This is a genomic window from Streptomyces sp. ADI96-02 (assembly GCF_003846185.1).
In the GTDB taxonomy this organism is placed as follows: Bacteria; Actinomycetota; Actinomycetes; order Streptomycetales; family Streptomycetaceae; genus Streptomyces.
On sequence record NZ_ML123034.1, the window covers coordinates 2,498,405 to 2,524,036 of the forward strand.

Consider the following 25,632-nt stretch of genomic DNA (forward strand, 5'->3'; position numbering starts at 1 on the left):
CACTCCTGTCGTACGTCAGGGCGCATAGCTGCTTCTGCGCGTTGCTCTCTGCGGTGCTTCTGGGCGGTGCTTCCGGGCGGTGCTTCCGGGCGGTGCTTCTCTGCGGTGTTTCTGAGCCTTGCCTCGGTACGTTTCCTCTGTACGTCAGCTCTTCTCGAAGCGGAAGCCGACGCCCCGGACGGTGGCGATGTAGCGGGGATTGGCGGCGTCGTCGCCGAGCTTCTTGCGGAGCCAGGAGATGTGCATGTCGAGGGTCTTGGTGGACGACCACCACGTGGTGTCCCAGACCTCCCGCATGAGCTGGTCGCGGGTGACGACCCGGCCGGCATCCCTCACCAGGACGCGCAGCAGGTCGAACTCCTTCGCCGTGAGCTGGAGTTCCTCCTCGCCCATCCAGGCGCGGTGCGACTCCACGTCGATCCGGACCCCGTGGGTGGCCGGCTGCGGAGCGGGCTCGCCCGCGCCGCGGCGGAGCAGGGCCCGGACCCGGGCGAGGAGTTCGGCGAGGCGGAAGGGCTTGGTGACGTAGTCGTCGGCTCCGGCGTCCAGGCCCACCACGGTGTCGACCTCGTCGGCGCGGGCGGTCAGCACCAGGATCGGCACGGTGTGGCCGTCGGCGCGCAGTCTTCGGGCGACTTCGAGACCGTCCATCCCGGGCAGTCCCAGGTCGAGGACGACCAGGTCGATCCCGCCCTGGAGTCCGGCGTCGAGCGCGGTCGGACCGTCCTGGCGGACCTCGACCTCGTATCCCTCCCGGCGCAGGGCGCGGGCCAGCGGCTCCGAGATGGACGCGTCGTCCTCGGCGAGCAGTACACGGGTCATGGAGTGATGGTAGTCCGGACGGAGCGCCGGAAGTGAGGGCCGCGACGACCCCTGTGAGTCAGTGGATCAAAGCGGCAGGAGACCTCGGAATGTGCGGGCTTGGTTCCATCGTCACCTGTGATCCATCTCTCAAGTCCTTCCATAGGGCGCTCTGTCATGTCGTATGGTGTTCCGACGCCTGTTGCACTACTCAAGGACCTTTGGGCAGTTTTGGCCGCCGAAGGTCCCTTTTGTGTGTTGGTCGGTACGCCGACCCGGCGTCGAGTGAATGACCTGTGAGCCGGGCCCGGAGCGCGAGGACGCGCGACGGGCGTGGATCCCGACGCGGTTCCTCCCCCCGCCCCGCCGCCGAGCGCTCCGCCGTGGAGCCCGGAGCCCGGGGCGCATCCCCCTCAGCCGTGGGGCGGGGTGTGTCCGCGTCGGTGCCGGCTGCCCCCCACCGGGCGCGTACCGCTCATGAGACGGCGCGTCCCGACCAGCAAGGATCGACCATGGCGTCCAGCCTGACGAAGGACTCGGCCAGCACCGCTGGCGGAAAGACCTTCTTCGGCCACCCTCGCGGCCTGGCCACTCTCTTCATGACCGAGATGTGGGAGCGTTTCAGCTACTACGGCATGAGGGCACTGCTCCCGCTGTACCTGATCGCCCCCGGCGGGCTCGACATGAACCCCGCCACCGCGACCGCGATCTACTCGGTCTACCTGTCGCTGGTGTACCTGCTCGCCCTGCCCGGCGGCTGGTTCGGAGACCGGGTCTGGGGCCCGCGCAAGACCGTCGCCGTCGCCGGCGCCGTCATCATGGTCGGCCACCTGACCCTGGCGCTGCCCTCCGACGGCACGTTCTTCGCGGGTCTGGGCCTCGTGGCCATCGGCTCGGGACTGCTGAAGTCCAACATCTCGACGATGGTCGGCCACCTCTACGACGGCCCGGACGACCCGCGGCGCGACGGCGGCTTCACCATCTTCTACATGGGCATCAACATGGGTGCCTTCGCCGCGCCGCTGATCATCGGCACCGTCGGTGAGAGCGTCAACTGGCACCTCGGCTTCGCGCTGGCCGCGCTCGGCATGGGTATCGGCCTGCTCCAGTTCATGATCGGCACCCGCCATCTGAACCCGCGCAGCCTCGTCGTCCCGAAGCCGCTCTCCGCGGACGAGCGGTCGGCCACCCTGCGCAAGTCCATGATCTGGCTGGGCGTCGCCGCGGTCTTCTACATAGTCACCGTCGCCACCGGCGTCTACACGCTGAACTGGCTGCTGGTCCCGATCACCCTGGCGGGTCTGGTCATTCCGGTGACGGTCCTGGTCCGCATCAAGCGCGACAAGGAGCTCAGCGCCACCGAGCAGTCGAAGATGTCCGGCTACATCTGGTTCTTCGTCGCCGCCGCCATCTTCTGGATGATCTACGACCAGGGCGGCTCGACGCTCGCCATCTTCGCCGAGTCCTCGGCGGAGAACAGCGTCTTCGGCTGGGGCTTCCCGGTCTCCTGGTACCAGTCGGTCAACCCGGTCCTGATCATGGCGCTCGCCCCGGTCTTCGCCGCCTTCTGGCTGGCGCTGAACCGGCGCGGCAAGGAGCCGAGCACCATCGTGAAGTTCAGCTCCGGCCTGGTGCTGGTCGGCGCCTCGTTCTTCGTCTTCCTGATGCCGCTGACCATCGCGGGCGACGGCCACAAGGCCGCCGCGATGTGGCTGGTCGCGATCTACTTCATCCAGACGGTCGCCGAGCTGACGCTCTCTCCGGTCGGCCTCTCCGTCACCACGAAGATGGCTCCCGCCAAGTACGCCGGCCAGATGATGGGTGTCTGGTTCCTCGCGGTCACGGCCGGAGACTGCACCACGGGGCTGCTCTCGCTCGCGGGTGTCGAGCTCAACGGCACCGGAGTCGTCGCCCTGGAGGCGACCCTCGCGGTGTCGGCGGGTATCGCGATCTTCCTGTACCGGGGCAAGGTCAAGCAGCTCATGGGCAACGTCAAGTAGTCCCACCGGCCGCCGCGCGCTCCTGAGCGTCACAGGACGGCCCTGGGCCGCGGGTCCGCACGAGGTGTTCGTGCGGACCCGCTGCCGTTGCGTGGCGGCCCTTCCGTCCGTCGTGGCCTGCCTCCGGCCGTACGCGTACGGGGCGGGGCCCGTGGTCAGCGCAGGCCGCGCAGCCGCCGCCACGGGGTGAACGTGAACACGGCTCCGCCCAGCAGGATCGCCGTACCGGCGACCAGGCCCAGCGCCCGCAGCGCGCCGTCGTCCTCGGCCCCGGTGGCCGCGAGGCCGCCGCCGGAGTCCGTGCCGCCGCCGGAGGCCGCCGCACCGCCGGAGGCCGCCGCGCCGCCCGTGCCGCCCGAAGCGCCGCCCGGCTGGGCGGCGGTGTCGAGCTCCAGGGAGACGGGCACGTCGGCGGGCGGGGTGCAGGTCGTCGTCGTACCGGCGGCCATCACCGTCAGGACACCCGGGCTGAGCGTCGACCGGCCGCTGGCGCCGGGCTTGTAGGAGCCGGTGAGGTCCGGGATCTGGATCGGGGTACCGGCCTTGATGACCTCCTTGTTGAGCGGGCCCTCGACCGCCACCGTGCCCTTGTCCGCCCCACCGAGCTTGACGGCCATGGACGGCTTGACCTGGTTGGCGGGGATGTCGATCGGGCTGTTCATCACGGACTCGGCGAACGTCACCGTGAGGTCGTAGGACCCGCCGTTCTTCTTGGCGCTGATCCGGACGGGCGAGGTGGCGTTCTTGTCGCCGATCGGCGTCTTGCAGGTGTAGTCCACCGACACCTCCTTGCCGGGGAAGTCGGTCTCACCGCCCCCGCCGCCCGTCGAGCCTCCCGTGCCGCCGCTCGATCCGCTCGATCCGCCCGTCGATCCGCCGTCCGCGCCTCCCGAACCGGTGGAACCACTGGAGCCGGTGGAGCCGGAGGAGCCGGAGGAGCCGGTGGAGCCGGACGTGGTCCCGCCGGTGGCCGTACCGCCGGAGTCCGCGCCGCCCGTGGCCGTGCCGCCGGTGGTCGAGCCGCCGGTGTCCGCGCCGCCGTTCGTCGTGGAGCCCGTGGTGGTCCCGCCGGTGGTCGAGCCGCCATCCGTGACCTTGATCGTGGCGCCCGGCGATACGGCCGCCGTCGGCGCGCACTTGGTGTCGGTCGAGATGGGCTTGGACACGTTGAGGTTGTACGCGCCCGGCGTCAGCGTGATCTCGCCGGCCTTCTCCAGCTTCAGCGTGGCCTTCATGTCGGACAGCACCATGGGGCTGTTCTTGGGGATCGGCGGGTTCTGCCGCGGGCCCTCCAGCTTCAGCTCGCCGCTCGCCGCACCGCCCAGCGTGATCGTGCCGGTCGGCTTCACCGTGTCCTTGTCCAGGTCCAGGATGTCGGGGTTCCTGGACGCGGCCTCGACCGTCTTCCAGACGACCTCGATCTCGTCGCCGACCTTCGCCTCGGCCGGCGCGGTCAACCGGACCTTCGTCGTTCCCTGGACGGGCGGCAGCCCCGAGATCGGCGGCGGCAGGCACTCCGTCGCGTAACTGACGTCGGCGGCCCGGGCCGGGCTCGCGGCCAGCACGATGCCCGCGCCGCCGAGCATCAGCGCGACTCCGGCCGCGCTCATCCTCCGTTGCGTGTTCACGGTTGTCCCTTCGTCGTGGATCGGTTCTCCAGCGGTGGGGAGTTCGGTGCGGAGTGCGGTGCGGAGGCCGGTGCGCGGTACGGGGCCGAGTCCGGGGTGAACCACGGGAGCGCGCCCGCAGGTTCCGGGCCGCGTTCCGGCGTTCCGGGGGGCTTCGTACGCCGCCTGCGGTGTGCGGCAGAACCGGCGGGGCGCGGCCGGACCCTGTCCACGACCGCCATACCCGTACGGAAGACGGCGGCCGGCACGACCAGGCAGAGCAGCACCCAGAACAGCGTGACGCCCCACGGCCGGCCGACGCCCCACGGCTGTTCGGCCAGCACCCTCTTCCCGTACCGCAGGGAGATCTGGTAGTCGCCGTGCGCGCCTGCGGACAGTTCGACGGGGAGCTTCACCTGCGCCCTGCCGCCGGGTGCGACCGTGCCGCGCCACTGGCGTTCCTCCCACTGCGGGGCGTAGACGCCGTGTGCGGTTCCGATCGCGAAGACCGGGTCCTTGACGGGGTCGGTCCCGAGGTTGCCGACGGTGAGGACCAACTGCCGCGCCGGCGGCGCGCCGAACCAGGTGAGCAGCGAACTGTCGCCCTCCAGCCGGGTGGTGGCCAGGACCGCGAGCTTCCCGCCGCCGGTCCGCCGCGGCAGCGGTGCTGTCGGGTGACCGGCCACGGCGAACTCGGCGTCCGCCAGTGCCTGTTCGCCGGTGACCGTCGCGACGTGCACCACACAGGGGCATGGCTTCGGCGGCTCGGCGACCGGGAGCTTCTTGCTGAACGCGCCCTTTTCGTCCGTGGTGACGGCCCGGCCGTCGGCGTTGGCACAGGAGTTGGTGCCTCCGGCCACGCCCTGTTCCGGGGTCGCCTCTCCGCAGATCAGCAGCGTGAGCAGGGTCTCGGGCCGCCAGCCGTCGCCGCTGACGGTGATCTCTCCGCCCTTGCCCGCCTCCTTCTTGGAGAGGCTGACGGAGGGTTCGCCCTCGGCGGCCCGTGCCTCGGGCGCGCCCGGGGTCGCGAGGGCCGTCAGGGCGGACAGGAGGGCGAGGAGCAGGACGAGCCCCGGGGTCATGAGCCGTCGCCGCACGCGCGGGAGCACTCCCGGGCGCGTGGCCGGGCGCGTGGCCGGGGCGCGGTCGCCACCGCGTCGGGGCCGGAGTGCTCCGGTCCGGGCGCGTCGCCGTCGGCGTTTCCGGACGGCGAGCGCTCCGAGGACGCCGAGCGCCGCCAGCCCTCCGCCGGCCACCGGGACGAGCGGAACGTACGCCGCCGACGCCGTCCTCTCGTCCGGTACGGCGTCCGTCGCGGTCACCCGCAGCCGTACGGTGACCGCGTCCAGGGCCGGGGGGTCGGGCCAGGGCTCGGTCAGCTCCACCCTCCGGCCGGGGGCCAGTCGCAGGGGCAGCGGCCGGGCCGGCCGGTCGAGGAGCGCGCCGAGCAGACCCTCGGCCCGTACGGACAGCCTCGGCGCGACCGGGGCGTTGCCGCGGTTGACGAGGGCGTAGTGGATGGTGCGTCCGGAGACCCGGACGTCCTCCACGGTGAGCGCAGCCAGTGTCGGACCGCCGATCCGCAGCCGCACCGGTACCCGGACCTCGCCGGGCACCGCAGGCCGGCCGCCCTCGCCGGGGTCCGCTCGCCCGGACGCCGCCACCGCCCCGGAACGGTCTCCGGGCGTCGCGTCCGGCGGCACCGTGAGGGCGAACGGCACCTCGGCACGGGTGCGGGCCGGCACGGTGACCGTCCCGGCGGCGAACCGGAGCCACGCCCCGGCCCGGCCCTCACCCCGCAGCCGTACGGTCAGGGGCGTGCGCGCGGAGTTGGTGACCGCGAGGCGGTCCTGGAGGACGGCTCCGGGAGCGCCCTCCAGATAGACGTAGGGCCGGACGTCCGGGCCGGTGCTCGCGCCGCCCGCCGGCCGCGCGGTCCAGCCCTCCGGCGGCGCGGGCCGGTCGTCGGCAGCCGCGGGCGGCGCGGCGAACGCGCCCAGCAGGGCGGCGAGGACGGCCATGAGGGCGAGCGGTCCCTGATGGGCGGGCGGAGTCAGCGGCGGCATGGCGGCTCCCTTACGCTTCCGGCGCCTGCGGCGCGGGTGTCGGTCGTCGGCTCCTGGGGCGCGGGGTCGGCTTTCGGATCTCCGGTGCCCGGTGCCCGGCGCCCGGCGCCCCGTGTCCGGAGCCCGTGTCCGGAGCCCGTGTCCGGTGTCCCGTTTCCGGGGGCTGTGGCGGCGGTCGGTCCCGGGACCGGCGGGCCGGATCAGCCGGTGGGGCGCTGGCCCCGACGGGTGAGCCAGAGCACGCCGACCGCACCCGTCAGCAGCACGGTGCCGCCGAGCGTGCCGAGCGCCATCGCGGAGTCGAGCGGCCCGGTCCGGGGCAGTTCACCGCCGCCGGAGGCAGCGCCTCCGCTCGCCGAACCACCCGTGGAACCACCGGTGGAACCGCCCGTCGAGCCGCCCGTCGAGCCGCCGCCGGAGGAGGAGCCGCCCGGTGCCTGGACGTCGAGTTCGAGAGACGGGCCGGGGCTGTTCTTGGGCGTGCACGTCGTGGTCGTACCGAGTGCCTTGATGGTGAGCACTCCGGCGGTGAACGTGACCTTGCCGCTCTTCTTCGGGGTGTACGTCCCCGACAAGTCGTTGATCTTGATGGGGGAGTTGGCCGGGATGGCTGCGGCGTTCGCCGGCCCGGAGACCGGCACCTCGCCCTGCTCCGCCCCGCCGAGCCGGATCACGGCGCTCGGGTTCACGGCCCCTTTGCCCAGTTCCACGGGACTGGAGGAGACGCCTTGTCGGAAGGACATGGTGAGCCGGTAGCCGCTGCCGCTCTTGACGCCCTTGATGTCGATGGGCGACACGGCTCCCTTGGGCCCGATGGGCGTCTGGCACTGGTAGTTGACGTTCACGACCTCGGCGTGCGCGGCGGGCGCGGCCATCAGAACCGCCGAGCCCGCCAGTGCGGCCGTCAGCGCGAGCGCTGTCCGCTTCTGGTTCGACACCTCGTGTTCCCCTCTTGCCGGGAGTCGCCGCGCGCGCCGGATCGTTCACCGGCACTCATTTGCTGACGACGCATCAGATGTGGCGTCAAGGTACGCCCGGGTCCTGATGGAGGGAAGACACAGAGTGGAGGGAAGACGAAGAGCGCACCGATCCGGCGCGCTCTTCGGTGCACGTGTCCCCGTGCGGGGTTCGCCCGGCCCGGGGCGCGGAGGCCCCGGGCGGCGCGGGTGGGTCTGGGTCGGTCGGTGGCGTACGGCTGCGCGGGAGCGGTTACGCGGGAGCGGCGAGCTCCGCCCATACGGTCTTGCCGGGCGTCTCGGGCGAGCGCTGGACCCCCCAGTCCAGGCAGAGGCGCTGCACGATGAACATGCCGTGCCCGCCGGGGCGGCCGGCGCGGTGCGGCGTCCGGGGCTCGGGCTGCCCGGCTCCCCGGTCGAGGACCTCGACCCGCAGGGCCTTGGGCGTCCAGCCGATACGCAGTTCCTCGGGGCCGTTCGCGTGCAGGCAGGCGTTGGTCACGAGCTCGGAGACGACCAGCAGGACGTCCTCGGCCGCAGCCCGGCGGTCCGCGCTGGACGCCGGGAGCCAGCCCCAGTCGTGCAGGGCCTGCCGGGCGAAGTCACGGGCCATCGGGACGATGCCGCTGGCCTGCCCGAGGGAGAGGGTGCGCCACTGCCGGTCGGCCGGTTCGGGCGAGGCTCCGCCCGCTCCGTCCGGCTCGCGGCCGAGGTCGCCCGGCGGATGCTGCCGGGTGGTGCTCATCAGCGCTTCACCTCACCGATTCGCCATGTCGCCATGTCGCCGTAGAACAAATAATGATCAGTTACCGCATGCGCCGCCGGGTCCGTCCGGGACGCCGACGGGGTGTCTCCTGCCCTGCCGCGCCCTGACGACACCCACTTCGGGTACGCGATCGCGGGACACGGCCGGCTTCGGGGATTCGCCTGGGCGCACGTCATGCCGGGTCAGGTGCCCAGAGCCTCTTCGAGGGTGGCGTGGACGGTGAACACCGCCTCCGCTCCCGTGATCTCGAACACCCTCGCCACCACGGGCAGCATGCCCGCGAGGTGGACGCCGCCTCCGGCCTCCTCGGCCTTGAGGCGCGCCCCGAGGAGCACGTTCAGCCCGGTGGAGTCACAGAACTCAAGGCGTGAGCAGTCGACCACCAAGCGTGTTCGCCCTTGCTCGACCGCGCTCTCCAGGGGCTCCCGCAGCAGATCGGCGGTGTGGTGATCGAGCTCACCCACCGGCGTCACCACCTCGCTGCGGCCCTCCGTCCGGGCCTCGACCTGAAGCCGACCCCGGTTCGCACTGCCGACCGTCCCGCGGTCCATGCACGTCCCTCTTCGCCGTTCGTCACTGTGCGCGTCACTGCTTGCGCGACTGTCTGCGTAGTTGCCGCCGACGTTCGTAAAACAGTACGCGTTCAAACTCTCTCGCGGTAGTCGGAGACCTCAACAAACCGGACATAAGGCGGTATTTGGCGCTTGTCACTACTGGCCGGGACCGGGTAAGGGTAGAGGGACACCCGAAACACGGCCGGCTTTGGAGGCGCCGCTTCACCGCAGGAACACGTATGGGCATCGGCAGCCATATGCCGAGAACGATGGAGGAGAAGCATGTCACCCCGGCTCGACGAAGCGCGTACCCCCGACGCGTCGTCGGCATGTCCTCAGGGACCGACCAATTCCGACTCCCCCGCCACGCGCGCCGTACCCGGCCCGCGCAACGGCACCGACGGCACCGGAGCCACCAGCGCCACCCGCGCCGTCAGCACCACTCGCACCACCGGCGCCGTCCGCGCGCCCGGCACCACCGCGGACATCGCCCCGGACACCATCCCGGACGCCTCCGGCGAGGGTCTCGAAGGACTCCCCGAGATCCCGCCCTTCGCCGAGGTAGGGGCCCTGAACGCCAGGGCCCTGTCGAAGACGCTCTTCGAACGGCTCGAAACCCTCGAAGAGGGCACGCACGAGTTCGCGTACGTCCGCAACACGCTCGTGGAGCTCAACCTCGCGCTCGTCAAGTTCGCGGCGGCCCGCTTCCGCTCGCGCAGCGAGCCGATGGAGGACATCGTCCAGGTCGGCACCATCGGTCTGATCAAGGCCATCGACCGGTTCGAGCTGAGCCGCGGCGTGGAGTTCCCGACGTTCGCGATGCCGACCATCGTCGGTGAGATCAAGCGGTTCTTCCGCGACACCAGCTGGTCCGTCCGCGTTCCGCGCCGGCTCCAGGAGCTGCGGCTCGACCTGGCCAAGGCCGGGGACGAGCTGTCGCAGCAGCTGGATCGCGCCCCGACCGTGGCGGAGCTGTCCGAGCGTCTGGGCATCACCAACGACGAGGTCGTCGAGGGCATGGCCGCGAGCAACGCGTACACCGCGAGCTCGCTGGACGCCAAGCCCGAGGAGGACGACTCCGAAGGCGCGCTCGCGGACCGCATCGGCTACGAGGACCACGGCCTCGAAGGCATCGAGTACGTCGAGTCGCTGAAGCCGCTCATCGCCGCGCTGCCGTCGCGGGACCGCATGATCCTTTCCCTCCGCTTCGTCAGCAACATGACGCAGTCGGAGATCGGTGAGGAGCTGGGGATCTCGCAGATGCACGTCTCCCGGCTGCTCTCCCGCACGCTGGTCAAGCTGCGCAGGGGCCTGACCCTGGACGAATAGTCCCGGCCCTCCGGGTTCCGCTGCCTGCCTGCGGACCGCCGAGGACCCGCCGAAGCCGCGCCGAAGCCGCGCGGAAGGACCCGCCGAAGCCCCGTGGAAGGACCCGCCCGCCCCGTCATGGGGGAGCGGGTCCTTCCGCGTGTCAGGGCATCTGGAGCTACCGGTCCACCGGGCATCTGGAGCTACCGGTCCACCGGGCATCTGGAGCTACCGGTCCACGCGCTTCCCGCCCCGCCAGACCGCCGCGACCAGCGGCACGCCCGGCCGGTAGGCGAGGTGGACGTGGCTCGGCGCGTCCAGCAGGACGAGGTCGGCGCGGGCTCCCGGGGCGATCCGCCCGACGTCCGTACGGCGCAGGGCCGCCGCGCCGCCCGCGGTGGCCGCCCAGAGTGCTTCGTCGGGGGTCATGCCCATGTCCCGCACGGCCAGGGCGACGCAGAACGGCAGGGACGAGGTGAACGACGAGCCGGGGTTGCAGTCGGTGGAGAGCGCCACGGTCGCGCCCGCGTCGAGGAGGCGGCGCGCGTCGGGCCAGGCGGCGCGGGTCGAGAACTCGGCCCCCGGGAGCAGGGTGGCGACGGTGTCGCCCTGGCCCAGCGCGTCCACGTCGGCGTCGGTGAGGTGGGTGCAGTGGTCGGCCGAGGCGGCGTCGAGCTCGACGGCCAGCTGGACGCCGGGACCGTACGTCAACTGGTTGGCGTGGACGCGCGGGTGGAGGCCCCGGGCGCGGCCCGCCGTGAGCACGGCCCGCGCCTGGTCGCCGTCGAAGGCCCCGCGTTCGCAGAAGACGTCGATCCAGCGGGCGTGCGGGGCGCAGGCGTCCAGCATGGGCCCGGTGACCAGGTCGACGTAGCCGGCCGGGTCGTCGGCGAACTCGGCGGGGACGACGTGCGCGCCGAGATAGGTGACCTCGTCGGTGTGGCGGGCGGCGATGCGCAGGGAGCGGGCCTCGTCCTCGACGCTGAGCCCGTAGCCGGACTTGGTCTCGAAGGTGGTGGTGCCCTGGCGCAGCGCCTCCGCGAGGTAGCGGGCGACGTTCGCGGACAGCTCGTCGTCGGAGGCGGCCCGGGTGGCGGCGACGGTGGTGCGGATGCCGCCTGCCGCGTAGGGCTGCCCGGACATGCGGGCGTTGAACTCCTCGGTGCGGTCGCCCGCGAAGACGAGGTGGGAGTGGGAGTCGACGAAGCCGGGGATCACCGCGCGGCCGGCCGCGTCGAGGACGTTGTCAGTGGCGGGTGCTTTGCTTGTCTCACCGGTCCAGACGACGCGGTCGCCGTCGATGACGACGGCCGCGTCCCGGATCAGGCCCAGGGGGGTCCCGTTGCCGAGGGAGGGGTCGTTGGTGACCAGGTTGGCGATGTTGGTGACGGCGGTCGTCGTCATCGGGAGGTTGTTCTCCTTGCGTTCCGGTTCTGCCGGGCGTTCCGGTGCTGCCGGACGCCTCGGCCCGGCTGGGGCTCGCGGTCCGGCCGCGGCGCCCTGGGCGGAGCGGGCGGGGCGTGATGGCGGTGGCGGTGGCAGTGGCAGTGAGGTCAGCCGTGCAGGGCGGCGACGGCTGCGGCGAGGGCGTGGGGGACGTCCTCGATCCGGGTGTGCCGGCCGTCCTGGACGATGTGGCGTCCTGCCACGACCGTGTGGAGCACGTCTGCGGCGGAGGCGGCGAATACGGCGGTCTCCGCTGCGAGCCGGGGCGTCGGGCCCGCGGTTCTGACGGAGTCCAGGGCGACGGTGGTCAGGTCCGCCGGGGCGCCAGGCTCCAGCGTGCCGGCGTCGGGCCGGCCGAGTGCGGCGTGCCCGTCGGCGGAGGCGGCCCGCAGGAGCGCCGCGGCCGTCCAGTGTCCTCGTATGTGCGTGCGCAGCCGCTCGTTGAGCTCCATCGCGCGGGCCTCTTCGAAGAGGTCGACGACGGCGTGGCTGTCGCTGCCCAGCGAGAGCGGGGAGCCGGCCTCCTGGAGGGCCTTGGCGGGTCCGATCCCGTCGGCGAGGTCGCGTTCGGTGGTGGGGCACATGCAGGTGCCGGTGGCGGAGGAGCCGAGCAGGCTGATGTCCTCCTCGGTCAGGTGCGTGTTGTGGATGCCGGTGGTGCGCGGGCCGAGGACGCCGTGGTCGGCGAGGAGGCGGGTGGGGGTGCGGCCGTGGGCGGCCCGGCAGGCGTCGTTCTCCGCCGTCTGCTCGGAGAGGTGGACGTGCAGCGGGGCCTCGCGCTCCTCGGCCCACCGGGCGACGGTGGCCAGTTGCTCCGCCGGGACCGCCCGGACGGAGTGGATGGCCGCGCCGATCAGCGTGTGGTCGTCGCCCTTGAGGAGGGAGGCGCGCTCGGCCCAGGCGTCGGCGGTGGTGTCGGAGAAGCGGAGCTGGTGCCGGTTCGGCGGCTCGCCGAATCCGGCGGCGAGATAGGCGGTGTCCAGCAGGGTGATGCGGATGCCGGCCTCGGCCGCCGCCGCGATCAGCGCCTCGCCCATCGCGTTCGGGTCGGCGTAGCGCGTGCCGTCCGGGCCGTGGTGGAGGTAGTGGAATTCGCCGACGGCGGTGATGCCGGCGAGAGCCATCTCGGCGTACGTGGCGCGGGCCAGGTCGTAGTAGGTGTCGGGGGTGAGTCCGGCCGCCGCCCGGTACATCAGTTCCCGCCAGGTCCAGAAGGTGCCGGAGCCGACCTGGACGGTGGCGCGCAGGGCGCGGTGGAAGGCGTGGGAATGGGTGTTGGCCAGTCCGGGGAGGGTCAGTCCGCGCAGTGCCGTGGCGCCGGGCGGCGGCGTCTGGACGCCGGTCCTGACGCGGGCGATGCGGCCTGCGGCGACGTCCAGGACGACGCCCGGCTCGGCGTGCGTGCCGAGCCAGGCGTGGGACATCCAGTACGTCGCGGTGACGGGCGGGCCCGGGGCCCGGGTGGTCAGCTGCACGCGAGACCTTCCAGTACGTCGGCGAGTGCGGTGACCCCTGCCGCGCAGTCGTCCTCGGCGGCGTGCTCGGCCGGCGAGTGCGAGATGCCGGTGGGGTTGCGCACGAAGAGCATGGCGGTGGGCGCCGAGGCGGACAAAATACCCGCGTCGTGGCCCGCGCCGGTGCCGAGGACGGGCACGGGCCGGCCCGTGTCGCCCCGGTCCGCCAGGATCCTGGCCAGTTCGTCGCGCAGGGCGTGCTCGAACTCGACCACGGGCGTGAAGGACTCCCGTACGACGGCCAGGTCGATGCCGGCCCGGTCGGCGTGGTCCCGGGCGGCCCGCTCGATGCCGGTGACGACGGCGTCGAGGGTGGCCTGGTCGGCGGCGCGGGAGTCGAGCCAGCCGCGTACGAGGGAGGGGATGGCGTTGACGCCGTTCGGCTCGACCGCGACCTTGCCGAAGGTGGCGAGCGCGCCGGTCAGTTCGGCCTCGCGGCGGGCGGCGAGCACGGTCTCGGCGTACGTGAGCATCGGGTCGCGCCGGTCGGCCAGGCGGGTGGTGCCGGCGTGGTTCGCCTCGCCGCCGAAGTCGAACCGCCAGCGGCCGTGCGGCCAGATGGCGGAGGCGATGCCGACGGGGTCGCCGCTCAGGTCGAGAGCGCGTCCCTGCTCGACGTGGAGTTCGACGAACGCCCCGATCCGGGAGAGCCGTTCCGGGTCCGGGCCGATGGACCCGGGATCGTGTCCGGCGGCCTCCATGGCGCGCGGCAGGGTGACGCCGTCCGCGTCGCGCAGCCGATGGGCGTCCGCGACGGAGAGCTGCCCGGCGGCGAGCCGGGATCCGACGCAGGCCAGCCCGAAGCGCGCGCCCTCCTCGTCGCCGAAGTTGGTGATCGCCAGCGGCCGGGTGAACCGCGCTCCCCTGCGGCGCAGTTCGTCGAGCGCGGCGAAGGAGGAGACCACGCCGAGGGGCCCGTCGAAGGCCCCGCCGTCGGGTACGGAGTCCAGGTGCGAGCCGGTGACCACGGCGTTTCCGGCGAGCGGGTCGCCGAGCCAGGCCCACTGGTTGCCGTTGCGGTCGGTCTCGACGGTCAGGCCGCGCGCCCCGGCCTGGTCGCTGAACCAGGCCCGGCAGTCGAGGTCCGCCGCCGACCAGGCGTAGCGCCGGTAGCCGCCGCTGCCGGAGTGGCGGCCGATCGGCGCGAGCGAGCGCCACATGGAGAGGAAGGAGTCGCCACCGGTCCCGGCCGGCCCCGCCGCCTCGGCGGCGGGGCCGGGGGCGGCATCGGCGGGGGCCGGGCCGGTGCCGGTGGGGCTGGTGCCCGTGGGGCCGGTGCCCGTGGGGCCGGTGCCCGTGGGCATCAGTTGTCCTCCGTCATCGGGACGCGGACGCCCTTGTCCGCCGCGACGGACTCGGCGATGTCGTATCCGGCGTCCACGTGGCGGATGACGCCCATGCCGGGGTCGTTGGTCAGGACGCGGCGGATCTTCTCGCCCGCGAGTTCCGTGCCGTCGGCCACCGTGACCTGGCCCGCGTGGATGGAGCGGCCCATGCCGACGCCGCCGCCGTGGTGGAGGGAGACCCAGGAGGCTCCGGAGGCCACGTTGACCATGGCGTTCAGCAGGGGCCAGTCGGCGATCGCGTCCGAGCCGTCGAGCATCGCCTCGGTCTCGCGGTACGGGGAGGCGACCGAGCCGCAGTCCAGGTGGTCCCGGCCGATGGCCAGCGGCGCGGCCAGTTCGCCGCTCGCCACCATGTCGTTGAAGCGCTCGCCGGCCCGGTCGCGTTCGCCGTAGCCGAGCCAGCAGATGCGGGCGGGCAGCCCCTGGAAGTGGACGCGTTCGCCCGCCATCCTGATCCAGCGGTGCAGCGACTCGTTCTCCGGGAAGAGGTCCAGGATCGCCTTGTCCGTCTTGTGGATGTCGGACGCCTCGCCCGACAGCGCCGCCCAGCGGAACGGGCCCCTGCCCTCGCAGAAGAGGGGGCGGATGTAGGCGGGGACGAATCCGGGGAAGTCGAAGGCGCGCTCGTAACCGGCCAGTCGGGCCTCGCCGCGGATGGAGTTGCCGTAGTCGAAGACCTCCGCGCCGGCGTCCATGAAGCCGACCATCGCCTCCACGTGCCGGGCCATCGACTCGCGGGCCCGCACGGTGAAGTCGGCGGGCTTCTCGGCGGCGAGAGCGGCCATGTCGTCGAAGTCGACGCCGAGCGGGAGATAGGCCAGCGGGTCGTGGGCGCTGGTCTGGTCGGTGACGATGTCGACGGGCGCGCCCTCGGCGAGCATGCGCGGCAGCAGCTCCGCCGCGTTGCCGAGGAGGCCGATGGAGAGCGGGCGGCGGGCGTCGCGGGCCTCGACGGCGAGTTGGAGGGCGTGCTCCAGGTTGTCCGCCTTCACGTCCAGGAAACGGTGCTCGATGCGGCGCTCGATGGCGCGCGGGTCGCAGTCGACGCAGAGGGCGACGCCGTCGTTCATGGTCACGGCGAGCGGCTGGGCACCGCCCATGCCGCCGAGCCCGGCCGTCAGCGTGATGGTCCCGGCCAGGGTGCCGCCGAACTTCTTCGCGGCGACCGCGGCGAAGGTCTCGTAAGTGCCCTGGAGGATGCCCTGGGTTCCGATGTAGATCCACGAGCCGGCGGTCATCTGCCCGTACATGGTGAGCCCCAGCGCCTCCAGGCGGCGGAACTCCTCCCAGTTGGCCCAGTCGCCGACCAGGTTGGAGTTGGCGATCAGCACGCGCGGCGCCCACTCGTGGGTCTGCATGACGCCCACCGGCCGGCCCGACTGGACGAGCATCGTCTCGTCCTGCTTGAGCGTCCGCAGGGTGCGCACCATCGCGTCGAACGAGCGCCAGTCCCGTGCGGCCTTGCCCGTACCGCCGTAGACGACGAGCTGGTCGGGGTGTTCGGCGACCTCGGGGTCGAGGTTGTTCTGGAGCATGCGCAGGGCGGCTTCCTGCTGCCATCCCAGGGCGGTCAGCGCGCTGCCGCGCGGTGCCCGTACGGGGCGGGGTCCTGACATGGCGGTGCCTCCTCGCGACTGTGAAACTTCTATTCACATCCTGGAGTCCTGAATACTCGTAGTCAACAGGCGCGCGTCGGCCACCGGGCGGCGGGGCCGTCGATTTCCGGCCGAAAGCCCGGCATGCTCGCGGCGGCGTGGCTGAACCCCGCCCCCGCACGGCCGCGCCCAGGCCGGACGGCTGGGCCGGGGCAAGCGCCGGAGGCTCTCATTCCAGCCGCTTCCTTACACCGTCGATCGCATGTACCAAGGGAAAATGCCAGAACCTCCACCGGCGATAAGCACGTTGCGTAGCCTCGGTGTCACAGCCGTACGCCGCGTCGGGAGGGGAATCCGCGTGCCCGGAATCGACGAGTGCCTGCTCGAAGTCATGAGGCTGCCCGGCGCCCGGGGCGCCTCGGTGGTCGACTGGACGAGCGGCCTCGCCCTCGGCACCATCGGCGACTCGCCCAACGGCGACCACGAGGCCACCGCGGCCGAGACCGCGGAGGTCGCCCGGATGACCGCCGAGCAGCCGGCCTTCGCCCGCCCGAGCAGGACAGGCGGGACGGGTGGGACAGGCAGGGCGGGTGAGACAGGCGGGACGCCCGGCCCCTCCCCCGCGCCCGGCCCCTCCCCCGCGTCCGGCTCCTCCCCCACACCCAACCCCTCCCCCGGCACGCCCGTCGAGGACGTCATCGTCACCACCCACGACGGATACCACATGCTCCGGTTCGTCGAGACGGCTTTCGACAGCAGCGTCTTCCTGCACCTGTGGCTCGACCGCTCCGAGGGAAACCTCGCCCTCGCCCGGATGCGGCTGGGCGAACTGGCCCAACGGCTGGTGCTGGCATGAGCGCCCTGGCGGCCGACCCCGGCACCCGGGAGACGGACCGCCCGCCCGTGCTCTCACCGATGCTCCAGCGGCTCGCCGCCGAACGGGCCACCGGCGCCCTGATGCGCGACCGCGGCACGCTCTACCTCGCCGACGGGCAGGTGGTGCACGCCGAGAGCCCGGCCACCCCCGGCATCGACGTGCTGCTCACGACAGGCGGAACGTTGCGGCACGAGGGCTGGTGGGACGCGGTGGCCCAGGCCGGAGCGGGCCGGCGGGTCGGCCGGTATCTCGTGGACAGCGGCCATGTGCCGGGCGGGGCACTGGAGTTGTGCCATCTGGGCGCGTTGTACGACGCCGCCTTCTTCGCGCTCGCGCCGACCGGGACGCCCGCCCGCTTCCGGTACGGGGTGTCGCACTGGATCGGCCCCGTCCGGCCGGTGCCGGTGGCCGCCGTGCAGCGCGAGACGCTGCGCAGACGCGAACTGCTGGACCGGATCTGGCCGGACGCGGCCTGCGACACCGCCTCGCTCCTGCGGGTGGCCGCGCCCCTGGCCGACACTCCCGCGCCAGCCCGCCAGCGGGCGGTCCTGGAGCTGGCCGACGGCGTGCGTACGGGCTCGGACATCGCACAGGCGCTGGGCCGTTCGGCCTTCCACGTGCTGGTGGACCTGCGGCGGCTCGCGGCGGCCGGGCTGGTGGAGCCGGTCCGCGCGCAGCAGCTCCCCGCGGCCCTGACCCCCGCCCGGATCACGCTGCCCGAGGTCACGGCCGACCCCGACATCGCCCTGCTGCGCCGGCTCCGAGACGCATTGGAGGCCCTGTGATACGCGCGCTCAGACAGCGTGCCGGGAGGAGACAGCTGATGGTGCCCGAGGCCGAAGTGCGCGATGTCCTCGTCGAGCTCCAGCGGTTACGCGCCCGGGTCCCCCTGCTCTCCGGAGCGCTGGCCGCCAGCACCGACGGCCTGGTGCTCGCCCACGACACCCCGGACGTCGAGCCCGAGGGCGTCGCCGCCCTCACCGCCGCCGCACTCGGCGTATCGATCCGGATGGCCGAGGCCACCGGCCGGGGCGGCTTCCGCGAACTCCTCGTCCGCGGCAGCGGCGGTTACGTCGCCACGTACGCCGCCGGCTCCTCCGCCGTCCTGACCCTGCTGGCCGGGGACCGCATCAACGTCGGACGGCTCCATCTGGAGGGCCGCCGCGCCGGAGCCCGCATCGGCGAACTCGTCGACGCGGCCCTGGAACGCGCCGAGCGCCCCGCCCCCGCCCCCGACCCGCGCGCCCCGCAGTCCCGCGGCGCCCAGAACCGCACTCTGCCGCAGCGCCCCACGTAGCGGCCGTCGCCCCCCACCCGTACCGCCTGAACCAACGGGACCCACCCCATCAAGCACCAGCAGAAACGGAACCGGTCGCCCCGACCGGTCAGGGAAAGGAAACGAGCCTCCATGGCGAACACCGAAGCGGCACTGAAGGAAGCGATGAGCTCGATCGAGGGCGCCACGGGTGTCGCCCTGGTCGACTACACGAGCGGGATGGCCCTGGGCACGCTCGGCGGCGGCAAGGACTTCAACCTGGAGGTCGCCGCCGCGGGCAACACCGACGTCGTCCGCGCCAAGCTCCGCACCATGGACCACCTGGGCATCAAGGACGAGATCGAGGACATCCTCATCACGCTGGGCACGCAGTACCACCTGATCCGGCTGCTCGGGACCCGGGGCAGCAACGGCCTGTTCCTCTACCTGGTGCTGGACGCCGGCCGGGCGAACCTGGCGATGGCCCGCCACCAGCTGAAGCGCATCGAGGCCGAGCTGGAGGTCTGACCCGCTTCCCCGGCGGCGACGCCGCGTCCCACCGGGCGCGGCGTCCCTCACTCCACGAACAGGCCGCGCGCCGCCGCCCGCGCGTCGAACTCCTCCAGCCGGGCCTGGGCGTCGGGCAGTTCGTCGCACATCGCCTCCAGCAGCACCCGCCCCAGCAGCATCGGCGCGCAGACGGTGTCGAAGGAGAGCCCGGAGCCGATCGCCGCCGGCAGCAGCAGATCGCTGTGCCGGGCGACCGGCGCGAAAGCGGAGTCGGCCACCGTGACGACGGTCAGCCCCCGCGTCCCCGCGTACGCCAGGGCGTCCACGGTCTCCTTCGGATGGCGCGGCAGCGCGAAGCACATCAGAGCGGTGGCACCGGCCCGGCGGGCCGCGTCGATGCGGTCCAGCAGCATGCTGCCGCCCTCGTCGAGGACCCGGACGTCGGGGTGCACCTTCGCGGCGAAGTAGCCGAAGCCGCGCGCCTGCGAGGAGGCCGCGCGCAGCCCGAGCACGGGCAGCGGACGCGAACCGGCGAGCAGCCGCCCGGCCCGTTCCACCGGGGCGGGGTCGGCGAGCAGGTCGGACAGGTGCCGGAGGTTCTCGATCTCGGCCCGGACGGCCTGCTGGTACTCGTTGTACCGCTCTCCGCCCTCCTCCTGCCCCGCCTCGGTGGGCGCGACCTCGCGCAGATGGCGGCGGAGCGCCGGGTAGCCGTCGAAGCCGAGCGCGACGGCGAAGCGGGTGACGGAGGGCTGGCTGACCCCGGCCAGTTCGGCCAGTTCGACACTGGAGAGGAACGGCGCGTCGGCCGCGCTGCGGACCATGCAGTGCGCGATGCGCCGCTGGGTGGGCGTGAGCCGGTGGCCCTCGAAGAGCTGCTGCAACCGCGCGGCGGGGCTGCTCCCACTCATGCTGTCCCCTCGCTGATCCGTCCCGCCACGGCCGGCGACGACGGATCCATTCAGCCAGGAAGCCGCCTGTATGTCCATATGCAGCCAGGTCCATATACAGCCAGGTCCCTGTGCAGCGGTGCAGCCAGCTCCCTGTGCAGCGGTCGGCCCGTCGGGCCGGACCGCGCGCACAGGTATGCGCGGGGACCGCCGCACCCCCGGGTAACCGGGGGGCGGGACGGCGGCGGTCCCCGCGAGGGACGCGGTCCGGGTCAGGGCCGGTTGCGCGCGTCCGGGCGACGGCGGAGGTCCGGGAGCCGCTCCGTAGTCCGAGTCGCCGTACTGGGCGCCGGCGGGTTTCCCTGCCGACGCCCACCACTGTGCCGAAGCCGTGTTAAGCCGGTGCTGCGCGGACGTGACGCGCTCGTACCGATTTCGCGAAGGCCGTTCCGCGCAGCCGGCCGCCGCCCCCGGCCCCGGCCGTCGTCACGCCTTCGCGGCGCCCGCGTCCTCGGCCAGGAACGCCAGCAGGTCCTGCCTGCTCACGACGCCCTTCGGCTTGCCCTCGACCAGCACGATCGCCGCGTCCGCCCCGTCCGCGCCGCTGAGCACGGCCATCAGGTCCTCGACCGGTTCGCCGGAGCCGACCTGCGGCAGCGGCCTCGACATGTGCTTCTCCAGCGGGTCGGTGAGCGAGGCGCGCTGGGTGAAGAGCGCGTCCAGCAGCTCCCGCTCCACGACGGAACCGATGACCTCGGCCGCCATCACGTCGGGGTGTCCCGCGCCGGGCTTCACGATCGGCATCTGCGAGACGCCGTACTCGCGCAGGACCTCGATCGCCTCGCCGACCGTCTCCTCCGGGTGCATGTGGACGAGCGAGGGCATCGGGCCCTCCTTGAAGGCCAGGACCGCGCCGACGCGGGCGGAGGGGCCGGTGTCCTCCAGGAAGCCGTAGTCCGCCATCCACTCGTCGTTGAAGATCTTGCTGAGGTATCCGCGCCCGCTGTCCGGCAGCAGCACCACCACGACGTCGTCCGGGCCCAGCCGCTTGGCGACCTCCAGCGCGCCGACGACCGCCATTCCGCACGAGCCGCCGACGAGCAGGCCCTCCTCCTTGGCGAGGCGGCGCGTCATCTGGAAGGAGTCCTTGTCGGACACCGCGACGATCTCGTCCGTGACGGTACGGTCGTACGCGCTCGGCCAGAAGTCCTCGCCGACGCCCTCGACCAGGTACGGACGGCCGGAGCCGCCGGAGTAGACCGAGCCCTCCGGGTCCGCGCCGACGACCTGGACCGCGCCGCCGCTGACCTCCTTGAGGTAGCGGCCGGTGCCGCTGATCGTGCCGCCGGTGCCGACGCCCGCGACGAAGTGGGTGATCTTCCCCTCCGTCTGCTCCCACAGCTCGGGACCGGTGGTCTCGTAGTGCGAGCGCGGGTTGTTCGGGTTGGAGTACTGGTCCGGCTTCCAGGCCCCCGGCGTCTCGGCGACCAGCCGGTCGGAGACGTTGTAGTACGAGTCCGGGTGCTCGGGGTCAACGGCCGTGGGGCAGACGACGACCTCGGCGCCGTACGCGCGCAGTACGTTGATCTTGTCCGTGGACACCTTGTCCGGGCAGACGAAGATGCACTTGTAGCCCTTCTGCTGAGCGACGATGGCGAGGCCGACGCCGGTGTTGCCGCTGGTCGGCTCGACGATCGTGCCGCCGGGCTGGAGCTCGCCGCTCTGCTCGGCGGCCTCGATCATGCGCAGCGCGATGCGGTCCTTCACCGACCCGCCGGGGTTGAAGTACTCGACCTTCGCCAGGACGGTCGCCTGGATACCTGCCGTGACGTTGCGCAGCCTCACCAGCGGGGTGTTGCCGACAAGACTGATCATCGAATCGTGGAATTGCACCGTGTACTCCGGGATCTCCGAGATGGTCCGGCCCAGAGTATGCGTACGGGCCGCACCGCGCGTACGGACCCGGAAACGGGCCCTGCGATTGGGCTCGGCCCCGAACGGGGCAGGTAGGTACGGAACGGCTGTACGGCGACGAGGAGGTGGACCGGACTGTGTCGACAGCAAGAGTGGCACGGCGGATCGCGGCGGGCGCCGCCTACGGCGGCGGCAGCATCGGACTGATCGGTGCGGCGGCCGTGGGCGTGTTCCTGGCGGAGGTCCAGCTCGCGAAGAGGCAGGTGGGCGGCGGTACGGCACCGGTTCCGCCGAGCGCCGACGGGCGGTACGGGGTGGCGTTCGCCGGCCCGTCCGACCCGATGCGCCTGGGGATTCTCGGCGATTCGACGGCCGCGGGCCAGGGCGTGCGGCGGGCCGGGCAGACCCCGGGGGCGCTGCTCGCCTCGGGGCTCGCCGCGGTGGCCGAGCGCCCGGTGGACCTGCGCAACGTGGCGCTGCCCGGGGCCAGGTCGGACGATCTGGAGCGGCAGGTCTCCCTGCTGCTCGCGGACCCGGCCCATGTCCCGGACGTCTGCGTGATCATGATCGGGGCGAACGACGTCACCCACCGGATGGCCGCGACGCAGTCCGTGCGCTGTCTGACGACGGCGGTGCGCAGGCTGCGGACGGCGGGGGCGGAGGTGGTCGTCGGGACCTGCCCGGACCTGGGCACCATCGAGCCGGTCTACCAGCCGCTGCGCTGGCTGGCCCGGCGGGTGAGCCGGCAGCTGGCCGCAGCGCAGACGATCGGCGTGGTGGAGCAGGGCGGGCGCACGGTGTCGCTGGGCGATCTGCTGGGCCCGGAGTTCGCGGCGAACCCGCGTGAGCTGTTCGGCCCGGACAACTACCACCCCTCGGCCGAGGGATACGCCACGGCGTCCATGGCGGTGCTGCCCACGCTGTGCGCGGTGCTCGGCCTGTGGCCGGAGTCGGACCGGCTGGACGGCACCCGCCGCGAGGACATCATGCCGGTGGCCAAGGCGGCGTCCCAGGCGGCCCGGGAGGCGGGCACGGAGGTCACCGGGGCGCGCGCGCCGTGGGCCCTGCTCAAGCACCGCAGGCGGCGGCGTCTCCCCGCGTCCACCGAACCGTCCCCGCATCCGCACCCCGACGCGGCGCACGGCCATGCGTGACCGGCCGCGCGTCACCGGCCACGCGTCACCGGCCATGCGTGACCGGCCATGCGTGACCGGCCGCGCGCGTTCCGGTGCTCCGCCCCGTATCCGTACGCCCGCGCGCATCCGTCGAGCGCGAGGGAGAGTCACTGAGCGAGCGCTTAGAAAGAGTCCCGCATCACACGGTCTGCCGGGTGACCGCGGGGATACGTCCAGGTAACTTCCAAGGCAGTTGCCCCTGTCCGCACAGCCTTCCAGCCCGATGGAGCCGCGTGATGCCCGAAGCCGTGATCGTCTCTGCCGCCCGTTCACCGATCGGCCGCGCCTTCAAGGGGTCCCTCAAGGACCTGCGCGCGGACGACCTGACCGCCACGATCATCCGGACCGCCCTGGCCAAGGTGCCCGAGCTGGACCCGAAGGACATCGACGACCTGATGCTGGGCTGCGGCCTGCCCGGCGGCGAGCAGGGCAACAACCTCGGCCGCATCATCGCCGTGCAGATGGGCATGGACCACCTGCCGGGCTGCACGGTCACCCGCTACTGCTCCTCCTCACTGCAGACCAGCCGCATGGCACTGCACGCGATCAAGGCGGGCGAGGGCGACGTCTTCATCTCGGCGGGCGTCGAGATGGTGTCCCGCTTCACCAAGGGCAACTCCGACAGCCTCCCGGACACGCACAACCCGCTCTTCGCCGAGGCCGAGGCCCGCACCGCCGCCCGCGCCGAGGAGTCCGGCGCGAGCTGGCACGACCCGCGCGAGGACGGCCTCGCCCCCGACGCGTACATCGCGATGGGCCAGACCGCGGAGAACCTGGCCCGGCTCAAGGGCATCACCCGCCAGGACATGGACGAGTTCGGCGTACGGTCGCAGAACCTCGCCGAGGAAGCCCTGAAGAACGGTTTCTGGGAGCGGGAGATCACCCCGGTCACCACCCCGGACGGCACGGTCGTCTCGAAGGACGACGGCCCGCGCGCGGGCGTCACGCTGGAGGGCGTGCAGGGCCTGAAGCCCGTGTTCCGCCCCGACGGCCTGGTCACCGCGGGCAACTGCTGCCCGCTCAACGACGGCGCCGCCGCCCTGGTGATCATGTCCGACACCAAGGCGCGGGAGCTGGGCCTGACCCCGCTGGCCCGGATCGTCTCCACCGGAGTCTCCGGCCTCTCCCCCGAGATCATGGGCTACGGCCCGGTCGAGGCGAGCAAGCAGGCGCTGAAGCGGGCCGGCCTGACCGTCGGCGACATCGACCTCGCCGAGATCAACGAGGCGTTCGCCGCCCAGGTCATCCCGTCCTACCGGGACCTCGGCCTGCCGCTGGAGAAGGTCAACGTCAACGGCGGCGCGATCGCGGTCGGCCACCCCTTCGGCATGACCGGCGCGCGCATCACCGGCACCCTGATCAACAGCCTCCAGTTCCACGACAAGCAGTTCGGCCTGGAGACGATGTGCGTGGGCGGCGGCCAGGGCATGGCCATGGTCATCGAGCGGCTGAGCTGAGCCGCCGGGCCGCTGCCGTCCGGGGTCGCCGCGCCGGCCGGCAGGGGTCTCCCCGCCCGCCCCGGCGGCCCCTGCGGGCGGTCTCCCTCCCTCGGGAACGGGGGCGCGAACCCCGTCGAGCCCCGACCGTGACCGAATCTCCCCCAGGATGTGACCTGCGTCCCGGGGGAGAAGCATGTGCGCAGGTCACGGCCGATACGGCCGGAGACGCAGGACCGAAAGACCTGTCCATTTCGTGACGTAATGCACTGACAGCTCGTACCGGTTCACGCCAAGCTGATGTAGGAAGTCGGGGGTATCGATTGAAACCGGGAGTATGTCAGTGAGCGCCATGTCATTTGCCTTGTTGCTGACCACCGCCGCTGCCACGGCCGTGGGCGCCGCCGCGCTGCACGCCGCTCACGGGCTGCGCAAGCAGGTGGTGGCCCTGCGCACGGAGCTGGCCGACGGCCATGCCCTCATCGCGTCCGTGCCGCCGCAGAGCCGCAGCGCCGCCACCCCCGCCGAGGAGATACGCGCCGCCGTCGCCGAGGCCCTGGCCGAGGAGCGGGAGCGCGAGCTGGCGGAGGCGCGCGCCTTCTGGGCCGCCCAGGAGGCCCGCGACGCCGCCGACGCCCCGTCCCTGCTGGGCGGGCTGTCCGGGCTCGGCGACGAAGCCCCGTTCTACCTGCCCCGCCAGTCCGACTTCGCCGGTCTGGAGGCGATGGACCTCGAAGCGACCGAGGCGATGGAGGAGCTGGCCGAGCTGAGCGAGCGGACCTTCGGCGAGCACGAGGCCGGCGAGCTCACCGGCCTCGGCGAGATCTCCGAGTTCCCCGAGGACTCCCCCGAACTGGCCGCGGCCCGCCGCCGCCACCCCTCGCACCCGGACTTCGTCCCCGTGCAGACTCCGGTGGTCACCGACCACGAGCGCACTGTCGGCCGTCTGGAGGAGCTGGCCGACACCGCGACCGAGCTCACCGACGTGCGGCCCGGCCCGCTCGGCACGCTCGACGTCTACGTCTTCGCCGACGGCACCACGCTGTGCATGACCCCGGGCCACCGGGAGACCGCGGAGCGCCTCGCGGAGGCCCTGCGGGCGGGCCGGCAGCCGGTGCTGCTGGGCGGCTCGGGCGTCTCCGGCGCGTACGCGCTGACCTTCTCCTGCGGCGAGGACAACGTCTACATCCTCGCCGACCGCGTCATCGCCTCGTTCTGACCCGGCCGCGGGCACGGCCCGCCGGGCGCGGGCCCCTCACGCGAACGCCCGCGCCGCCGCTTCCTCGACATACCGCACGGCCTCGTCCAGCTCCCGGGACGGGGCCGTTTCCAGTGCCACGGCCAGGTCCCGCCCGGCCACGGCGAGCTGGTCGCCCACCACGAACATCCCGGCGTCGGGCAGCTCCCGGGGCGTCTCACCGGGCCGCTCGGCGCGCTGCGCCCTGGCGGCCAGTTCACGCGCCGCGGCCAGCGCGCAGGCGGCGGCTCCGCGCGTGAGGCGGCTCTGCGGGGCCGCGCGCAACCGGTCGGCGAAACGGTCAACGGCCAGGATCAGGGGCGTCGTATCGAGCACTCCGCGACCCTACGCGCCCGTGCGGCCCGGTCGCCAACGTCCG

Annotated in this window: 22 protein-coding genes; 9 read left to right on the forward strand and 13 right to left on the reverse strand. The window is 72.8% G+C overall.

Features of this window, described 5'->3' with window-relative positions; translation table 11 throughout:
- Nucleotides 1–144: 144 nt before the first annotated feature.
- A complete protein-coding gene (locus EES43_RS10800; protein WP_124268536.1) occupies nucleotides 145–822 on the reverse strand; it encodes a response regulator transcription factor in 678 nt (225 codons plus the stop codon).
- Between the two features lie 491 nt (nucleotides 823–1,313).
- Between EES43_RS10800 and EES43_RS10805 the strand changes: the two genes are divergently transcribed.
- A complete protein-coding gene (locus tag EES43_RS10805) occupies nucleotides 1,314–2,801 on the forward strand; it encodes an oligopeptide:H+ symporter (protein WP_124268537.1) in 1,488 nt (495 codons plus the stop codon).
- 155 nt (nucleotides 2,802–2,956) lie between these two features.
- Here the strand turns inward: EES43_RS10805 and EES43_RS10810 are convergent, their stop codons facing one another.
- From EES43_RS10810 to EES43_RS10835, 5 genes are all read right to left on the reverse strand, one after another.
- Complete coding sequence (locus EES43_RS10810) at nucleotides 2,957–4,411, reverse strand: hypothetical protein (protein ID WP_124271899.1); 1,455 nt, start codon at nucleotides 4,409–4,411, stop codon at nucleotides 2,957–2,959.
- A gap of 14 nt (nucleotides 4,412–4,425) precedes the next feature.
- Nucleotides 4,426–5,490: a hypothetical protein gene (locus EES43_RS10815; RefSeq protein ID WP_124271900.1), complete on the reverse strand. Its 1,065-nt coding sequence runs from the start codon at nucleotides 5,488–5,490 to the stop codon at nucleotides 4,426–4,428.
- Nucleotides 5,491–6,674: 1,184 nt separating this feature from the next.
- On the reverse strand, nucleotides 6,675–7,412 hold the full coding sequence (locus tag EES43_RS10825; RefSeq protein WP_124268538.1) for a peptidase: 738 nt from the start codon (nucleotides 7,410–7,412) through the stop codon (nucleotides 6,675–6,677).
- Between the two features lie 271 nt (nucleotides 7,413–7,683).
- Nucleotides 7,684–8,175: an ATP-binding protein gene (locus EES43_RS10830; RefSeq protein ID WP_124268539.1), complete on the reverse strand. Its 492-nt coding sequence runs from the start codon at nucleotides 8,173–8,175 to the stop codon at nucleotides 7,684–7,686.
- 203 nt (nucleotides 8,176–8,378) lie between these two features.
- Nucleotides 8,379–8,747: an STAS domain-containing protein gene (locus EES43_RS10835; RefSeq protein WP_124268540.1), complete on the reverse strand. Its 369-nt coding sequence runs from the start codon at nucleotides 8,745–8,747 to the stop codon at nucleotides 8,379–8,381.
- Nucleotides 8,748–9,032: 285 nt separating this feature from the next.
- Here EES43_RS10835 and EES43_RS10840 point away from each other — a divergent pair, with 285 nt between their 5' ends.
- Entirely contained in the window at nucleotides 9,033–10,079 is a 1,047-nt protein-coding gene (locus EES43_RS10840; protein ID WP_124268541.1) for an RNA polymerase sigma factor SigF, read from the forward strand.
- A 207-nt stretch (nucleotides 10,080–10,286) separates the two neighbouring features.
- Here EES43_RS10840 and hutI read toward each other — a convergent pair whose 3' ends face one another.
- The 4 genes from hutI to hutU form a co-directional block, all read right to left on the reverse strand.
- Nucleotides 10,287–11,462: an imidazolonepropionase gene (hutI, locus tag EES43_RS10845; protein ID WP_124268542.1), complete on the reverse strand. Its 1,176-nt coding sequence runs from the start codon at nucleotides 11,460–11,462 to the stop codon at nucleotides 10,287–10,289.
- A 149-nt stretch (nucleotides 11,463–11,611) separates the two neighbouring features.
- Nucleotides 11,612–12,979, reverse strand: coding sequence for a formimidoylglutamate deiminase (locus EES43_RS10850; protein WP_124268543.1), 1,368 nt, complete (start codon nucleotides 12,977–12,979; stop codon nucleotides 11,612–11,614).
- Nucleotides 12,970–14,178 carry an allantoate amidohydrolase gene (locus EES43_RS10855; RefSeq protein ID WP_124271901.1) on the reverse strand — a complete coding sequence of 403 codons (1,209 nt, stop codon included), beginning with the start codon at nucleotides 14,176–14,178 and terminating at the stop codon, nucleotides 12,970–12,972. The genes EES43_RS10850 and EES43_RS10855 overlap by 10 nt, the downstream gene beginning before the upstream one ends.
- A gap of 143 nt (nucleotides 14,179–14,321) precedes the next feature.
- On the reverse strand, nucleotides 14,322–15,980 hold the full coding sequence (gene hutU / locus EES43_RS10860; RefSeq protein ID WP_124268544.1) for a urocanate hydratase: 1,659 nt from the start codon (nucleotides 15,978–15,980) through the stop codon (nucleotides 14,322–14,324).
- A gap of 337 nt (nucleotides 15,981–16,317) precedes the next feature.
- On the opposite strand from hutU, the gene EES43_RS10865 reads away from it, so the two are divergent.
- The 4 genes from EES43_RS10865 (at nucleotide 16,318) to EES43_RS10880 (ending at nucleotide 18,619) form a co-directional block, all read left to right on the forward strand.
- Nucleotides 16,318–16,815, forward strand: coding sequence for a hypothetical protein (locus tag EES43_RS10865; RefSeq protein WP_124268545.1), 498 nt, complete (start codon nucleotides 16,318–16,320; stop codon nucleotides 16,813–16,815).
- A complete protein-coding gene (locus EES43_RS10870; RefSeq protein WP_124268546.1) occupies nucleotides 16,812–17,621 on the forward strand; it encodes a transcriptional regulator in 810 nt (269 codons plus the stop codon). The genes EES43_RS10865 and EES43_RS10870 overlap by 4 nt, the downstream gene beginning before the upstream one ends.
- Before the next feature lie 38 nt (nucleotides 17,622–17,659).
- Nucleotides 17,660–18,133, forward strand: a complete 474-nt coding sequence (locus EES43_RS10875; protein WP_124268547.1) for a roadblock/LC7 domain-containing protein — start codon at nucleotides 17,660–17,662, stop codon at nucleotides 18,131–18,133.
- Nucleotides 18,134–18,244: 111 nt separating this feature from the next.
- Nucleotides 18,245–18,619 (forward strand): roadblock/LC7 domain-containing protein, encoded by a 375-nt coding sequence (locus EES43_RS10880; protein ID WP_124268548.1) that lies wholly within the window; start codon nucleotides 18,245–18,247, stop codon nucleotides 18,617–18,619.
- Between the two features lie 47 nt (nucleotides 18,620–18,666).
- Here EES43_RS10880 and EES43_RS10885 read toward each other — a convergent pair whose 3' ends face one another.
- Both EES43_RS10885 and EES43_RS10890 read right to left on the reverse strand, forming a co-directional pair.
- On the reverse strand, nucleotides 18,667–19,512 hold the full coding sequence (locus EES43_RS10885) for a MurR/RpiR family transcriptional regulator (protein ID WP_164493151.1): 846 nt from the start codon (nucleotides 19,510–19,512) through the stop codon (nucleotides 18,667–18,669).
- A 465-nt stretch (nucleotides 19,513–19,977) separates the two neighbouring features.
- Nucleotides 19,978–21,384, reverse strand: coding sequence for a cystathionine beta-synthase (locus tag EES43_RS10890; RefSeq protein WP_124268549.1), 1,407 nt, complete (start codon nucleotides 21,382–21,384; stop codon nucleotides 19,978–19,980).
- Between the two features lie 173 nt (nucleotides 21,385–21,557).
- Here EES43_RS10890 and EES43_RS10895 point away from each other — a divergent pair, with 173 nt between their 5' ends.
- The 3 genes from EES43_RS10895 to EES43_RS10905 all read left to right on the forward strand — a co-directional run bounded on the left by EES43_RS10895 (nucleotide 21,558) and on the right by EES43_RS10905 (nucleotide 25,235).
- On the forward strand, nucleotides 21,558–22,559 hold the full coding sequence (locus EES43_RS10895; protein WP_124271903.1) for an SGNH/GDSL hydrolase family protein: 1,002 nt from the start codon (nucleotides 21,558–21,560) through the stop codon (nucleotides 22,557–22,559).
- Nucleotides 22,560–22,816: 257 nt separating this feature from the next.
- The gene (locus tag EES43_RS10900) at nucleotides 22,817–24,037 is read left to right on the forward strand and encodes an acetyl-CoA C-acetyltransferase (RefSeq protein ID WP_124268550.1); all 1,221 of its coding nucleotides are present in this window, start codon (nucleotides 22,817–22,819) and stop codon (nucleotides 24,035–24,037) included.
- A 331-nt stretch (nucleotides 24,038–24,368) separates the two neighbouring features.
- On the forward strand, nucleotides 24,369–25,235 hold the full coding sequence (locus EES43_RS10905) for a hypothetical protein (protein WP_241192372.1): 867 nt from the start codon (nucleotides 24,369–24,371) through the stop codon (nucleotides 25,233–25,235).
- A gap of 36 nt (nucleotides 25,236–25,271) precedes the next feature.
- On the opposite strand, the gene EES43_RS10910 is transcribed toward EES43_RS10905, so the two are convergent.
- Nucleotides 25,272–25,589, reverse strand: coding sequence for a hypothetical protein (locus EES43_RS10910; protein ID WP_124268551.1), 318 nt, complete (start codon nucleotides 25,587–25,589; stop codon nucleotides 25,272–25,274).
- Between the last annotated feature and the right edge of the window lie 43 nt (nucleotides 25,590–25,632).

Bases quoted from the DNA above. Each gene is read 5' to 3' on its own strand.
- EES43_RS10800 (WP_124268536.1), bottom strand. From the start codon at position 822: ATGACCCGTGTACTGCTCGCCGAGGACGACGCGTCCATCTCGGAGCCG.
- EES43_RS10805 (WP_124268537.1), top strand. From the start codon at position 1,314: ATGGCGTCCAGCCTGACGAAGGACTCGGCCAGCACCGCTGGCGGAAAG.
- EES43_RS10810 (WP_124271899.1), bottom strand. From the start codon at position 4,411: ATGAGCGCGGCCGGAGTCGCGCTGATGCTCGGCGGCGCGGGCATCGTG.
- EES43_RS10815 (WP_124271900.1), bottom strand. From the start codon at position 5,490: ATGACCCCGGGGCTCGTCCTGCTCCTCGCCCTCCTGTCCGCCCTGACG.
- EES43_RS10830 (WP_124268539.1), bottom strand. From the start codon at position 8,175: ATGAGCACCACCCGGCAGCATCCGCCGGGCGACCTCGGCCGCGAGCCG.
- EES43_RS10835 (WP_124268540.1), bottom strand. From the start codon at position 8,747: ATGGACCGCGGGACGGTCGGCAGTGCGAACCGGGGTCGGCTTCAGGTC.
- EES43_RS10840 (WP_124268541.1), top strand. From the start codon at position 9,033: ATGTCACCCCGGCTCGACGAAGCGCGTACCCCCGACGCGTCGTCGGCA.
- hutI (WP_124268542.1), bottom strand. From the start codon at position 11,462: ATGACGACGACCGCCGTCACCAACATCGCCAACCTGGTCACCAACGAC.
- EES43_RS10855 (WP_124271901.1), bottom strand. From the start codon at position 14,178: ATGTGGCGCTCGCTCGCGCCGATCGGCCGCCACTCCGGCAGCGGCGGC.
- hutU (WP_124268544.1), bottom strand. From the start codon at position 15,980: ATGTCAGGACCCCGCCCCGTACGGGCACCGCGCGGCAGCGCGCTGACC.
- EES43_RS10870 (WP_124268546.1), top strand. From the start codon at position 16,812: ATGAGCGCCCTGGCGGCCGACCCCGGCACCCGGGAGACGGACCGCCCG.
- EES43_RS10875 (WP_124268547.1), top strand. From the start codon at position 17,660: ATGGTGCCCGAGGCCGAAGTGCGCGATGTCCTCGTCGAGCTCCAGCGG.
- EES43_RS10880 (WP_124268548.1), top strand. From the start codon at position 18,245: ATGGCGAACACCGAAGCGGCACTGAAGGAAGCGATGAGCTCGATCGAG.
- EES43_RS10885 (WP_164493151.1), bottom strand. From the start codon at position 19,512: ATGAGTGGGAGCAGCCCCGCCGCGCGGTTGCAGCAGCTCTTCGAGGGC.
- EES43_RS10900 (WP_124268550.1), top strand. From the start codon at position 22,817: ATGCCCGAAGCCGTGATCGTCTCTGCCGCCCGTTCACCGATCGGCCGC.
- EES43_RS10905 (WP_241192372.1), top strand. From the start codon at position 24,369: ATGTCATTTGCCTTGTTGCTGACCACCGCCGCTGCCACGGCCGTGGGC.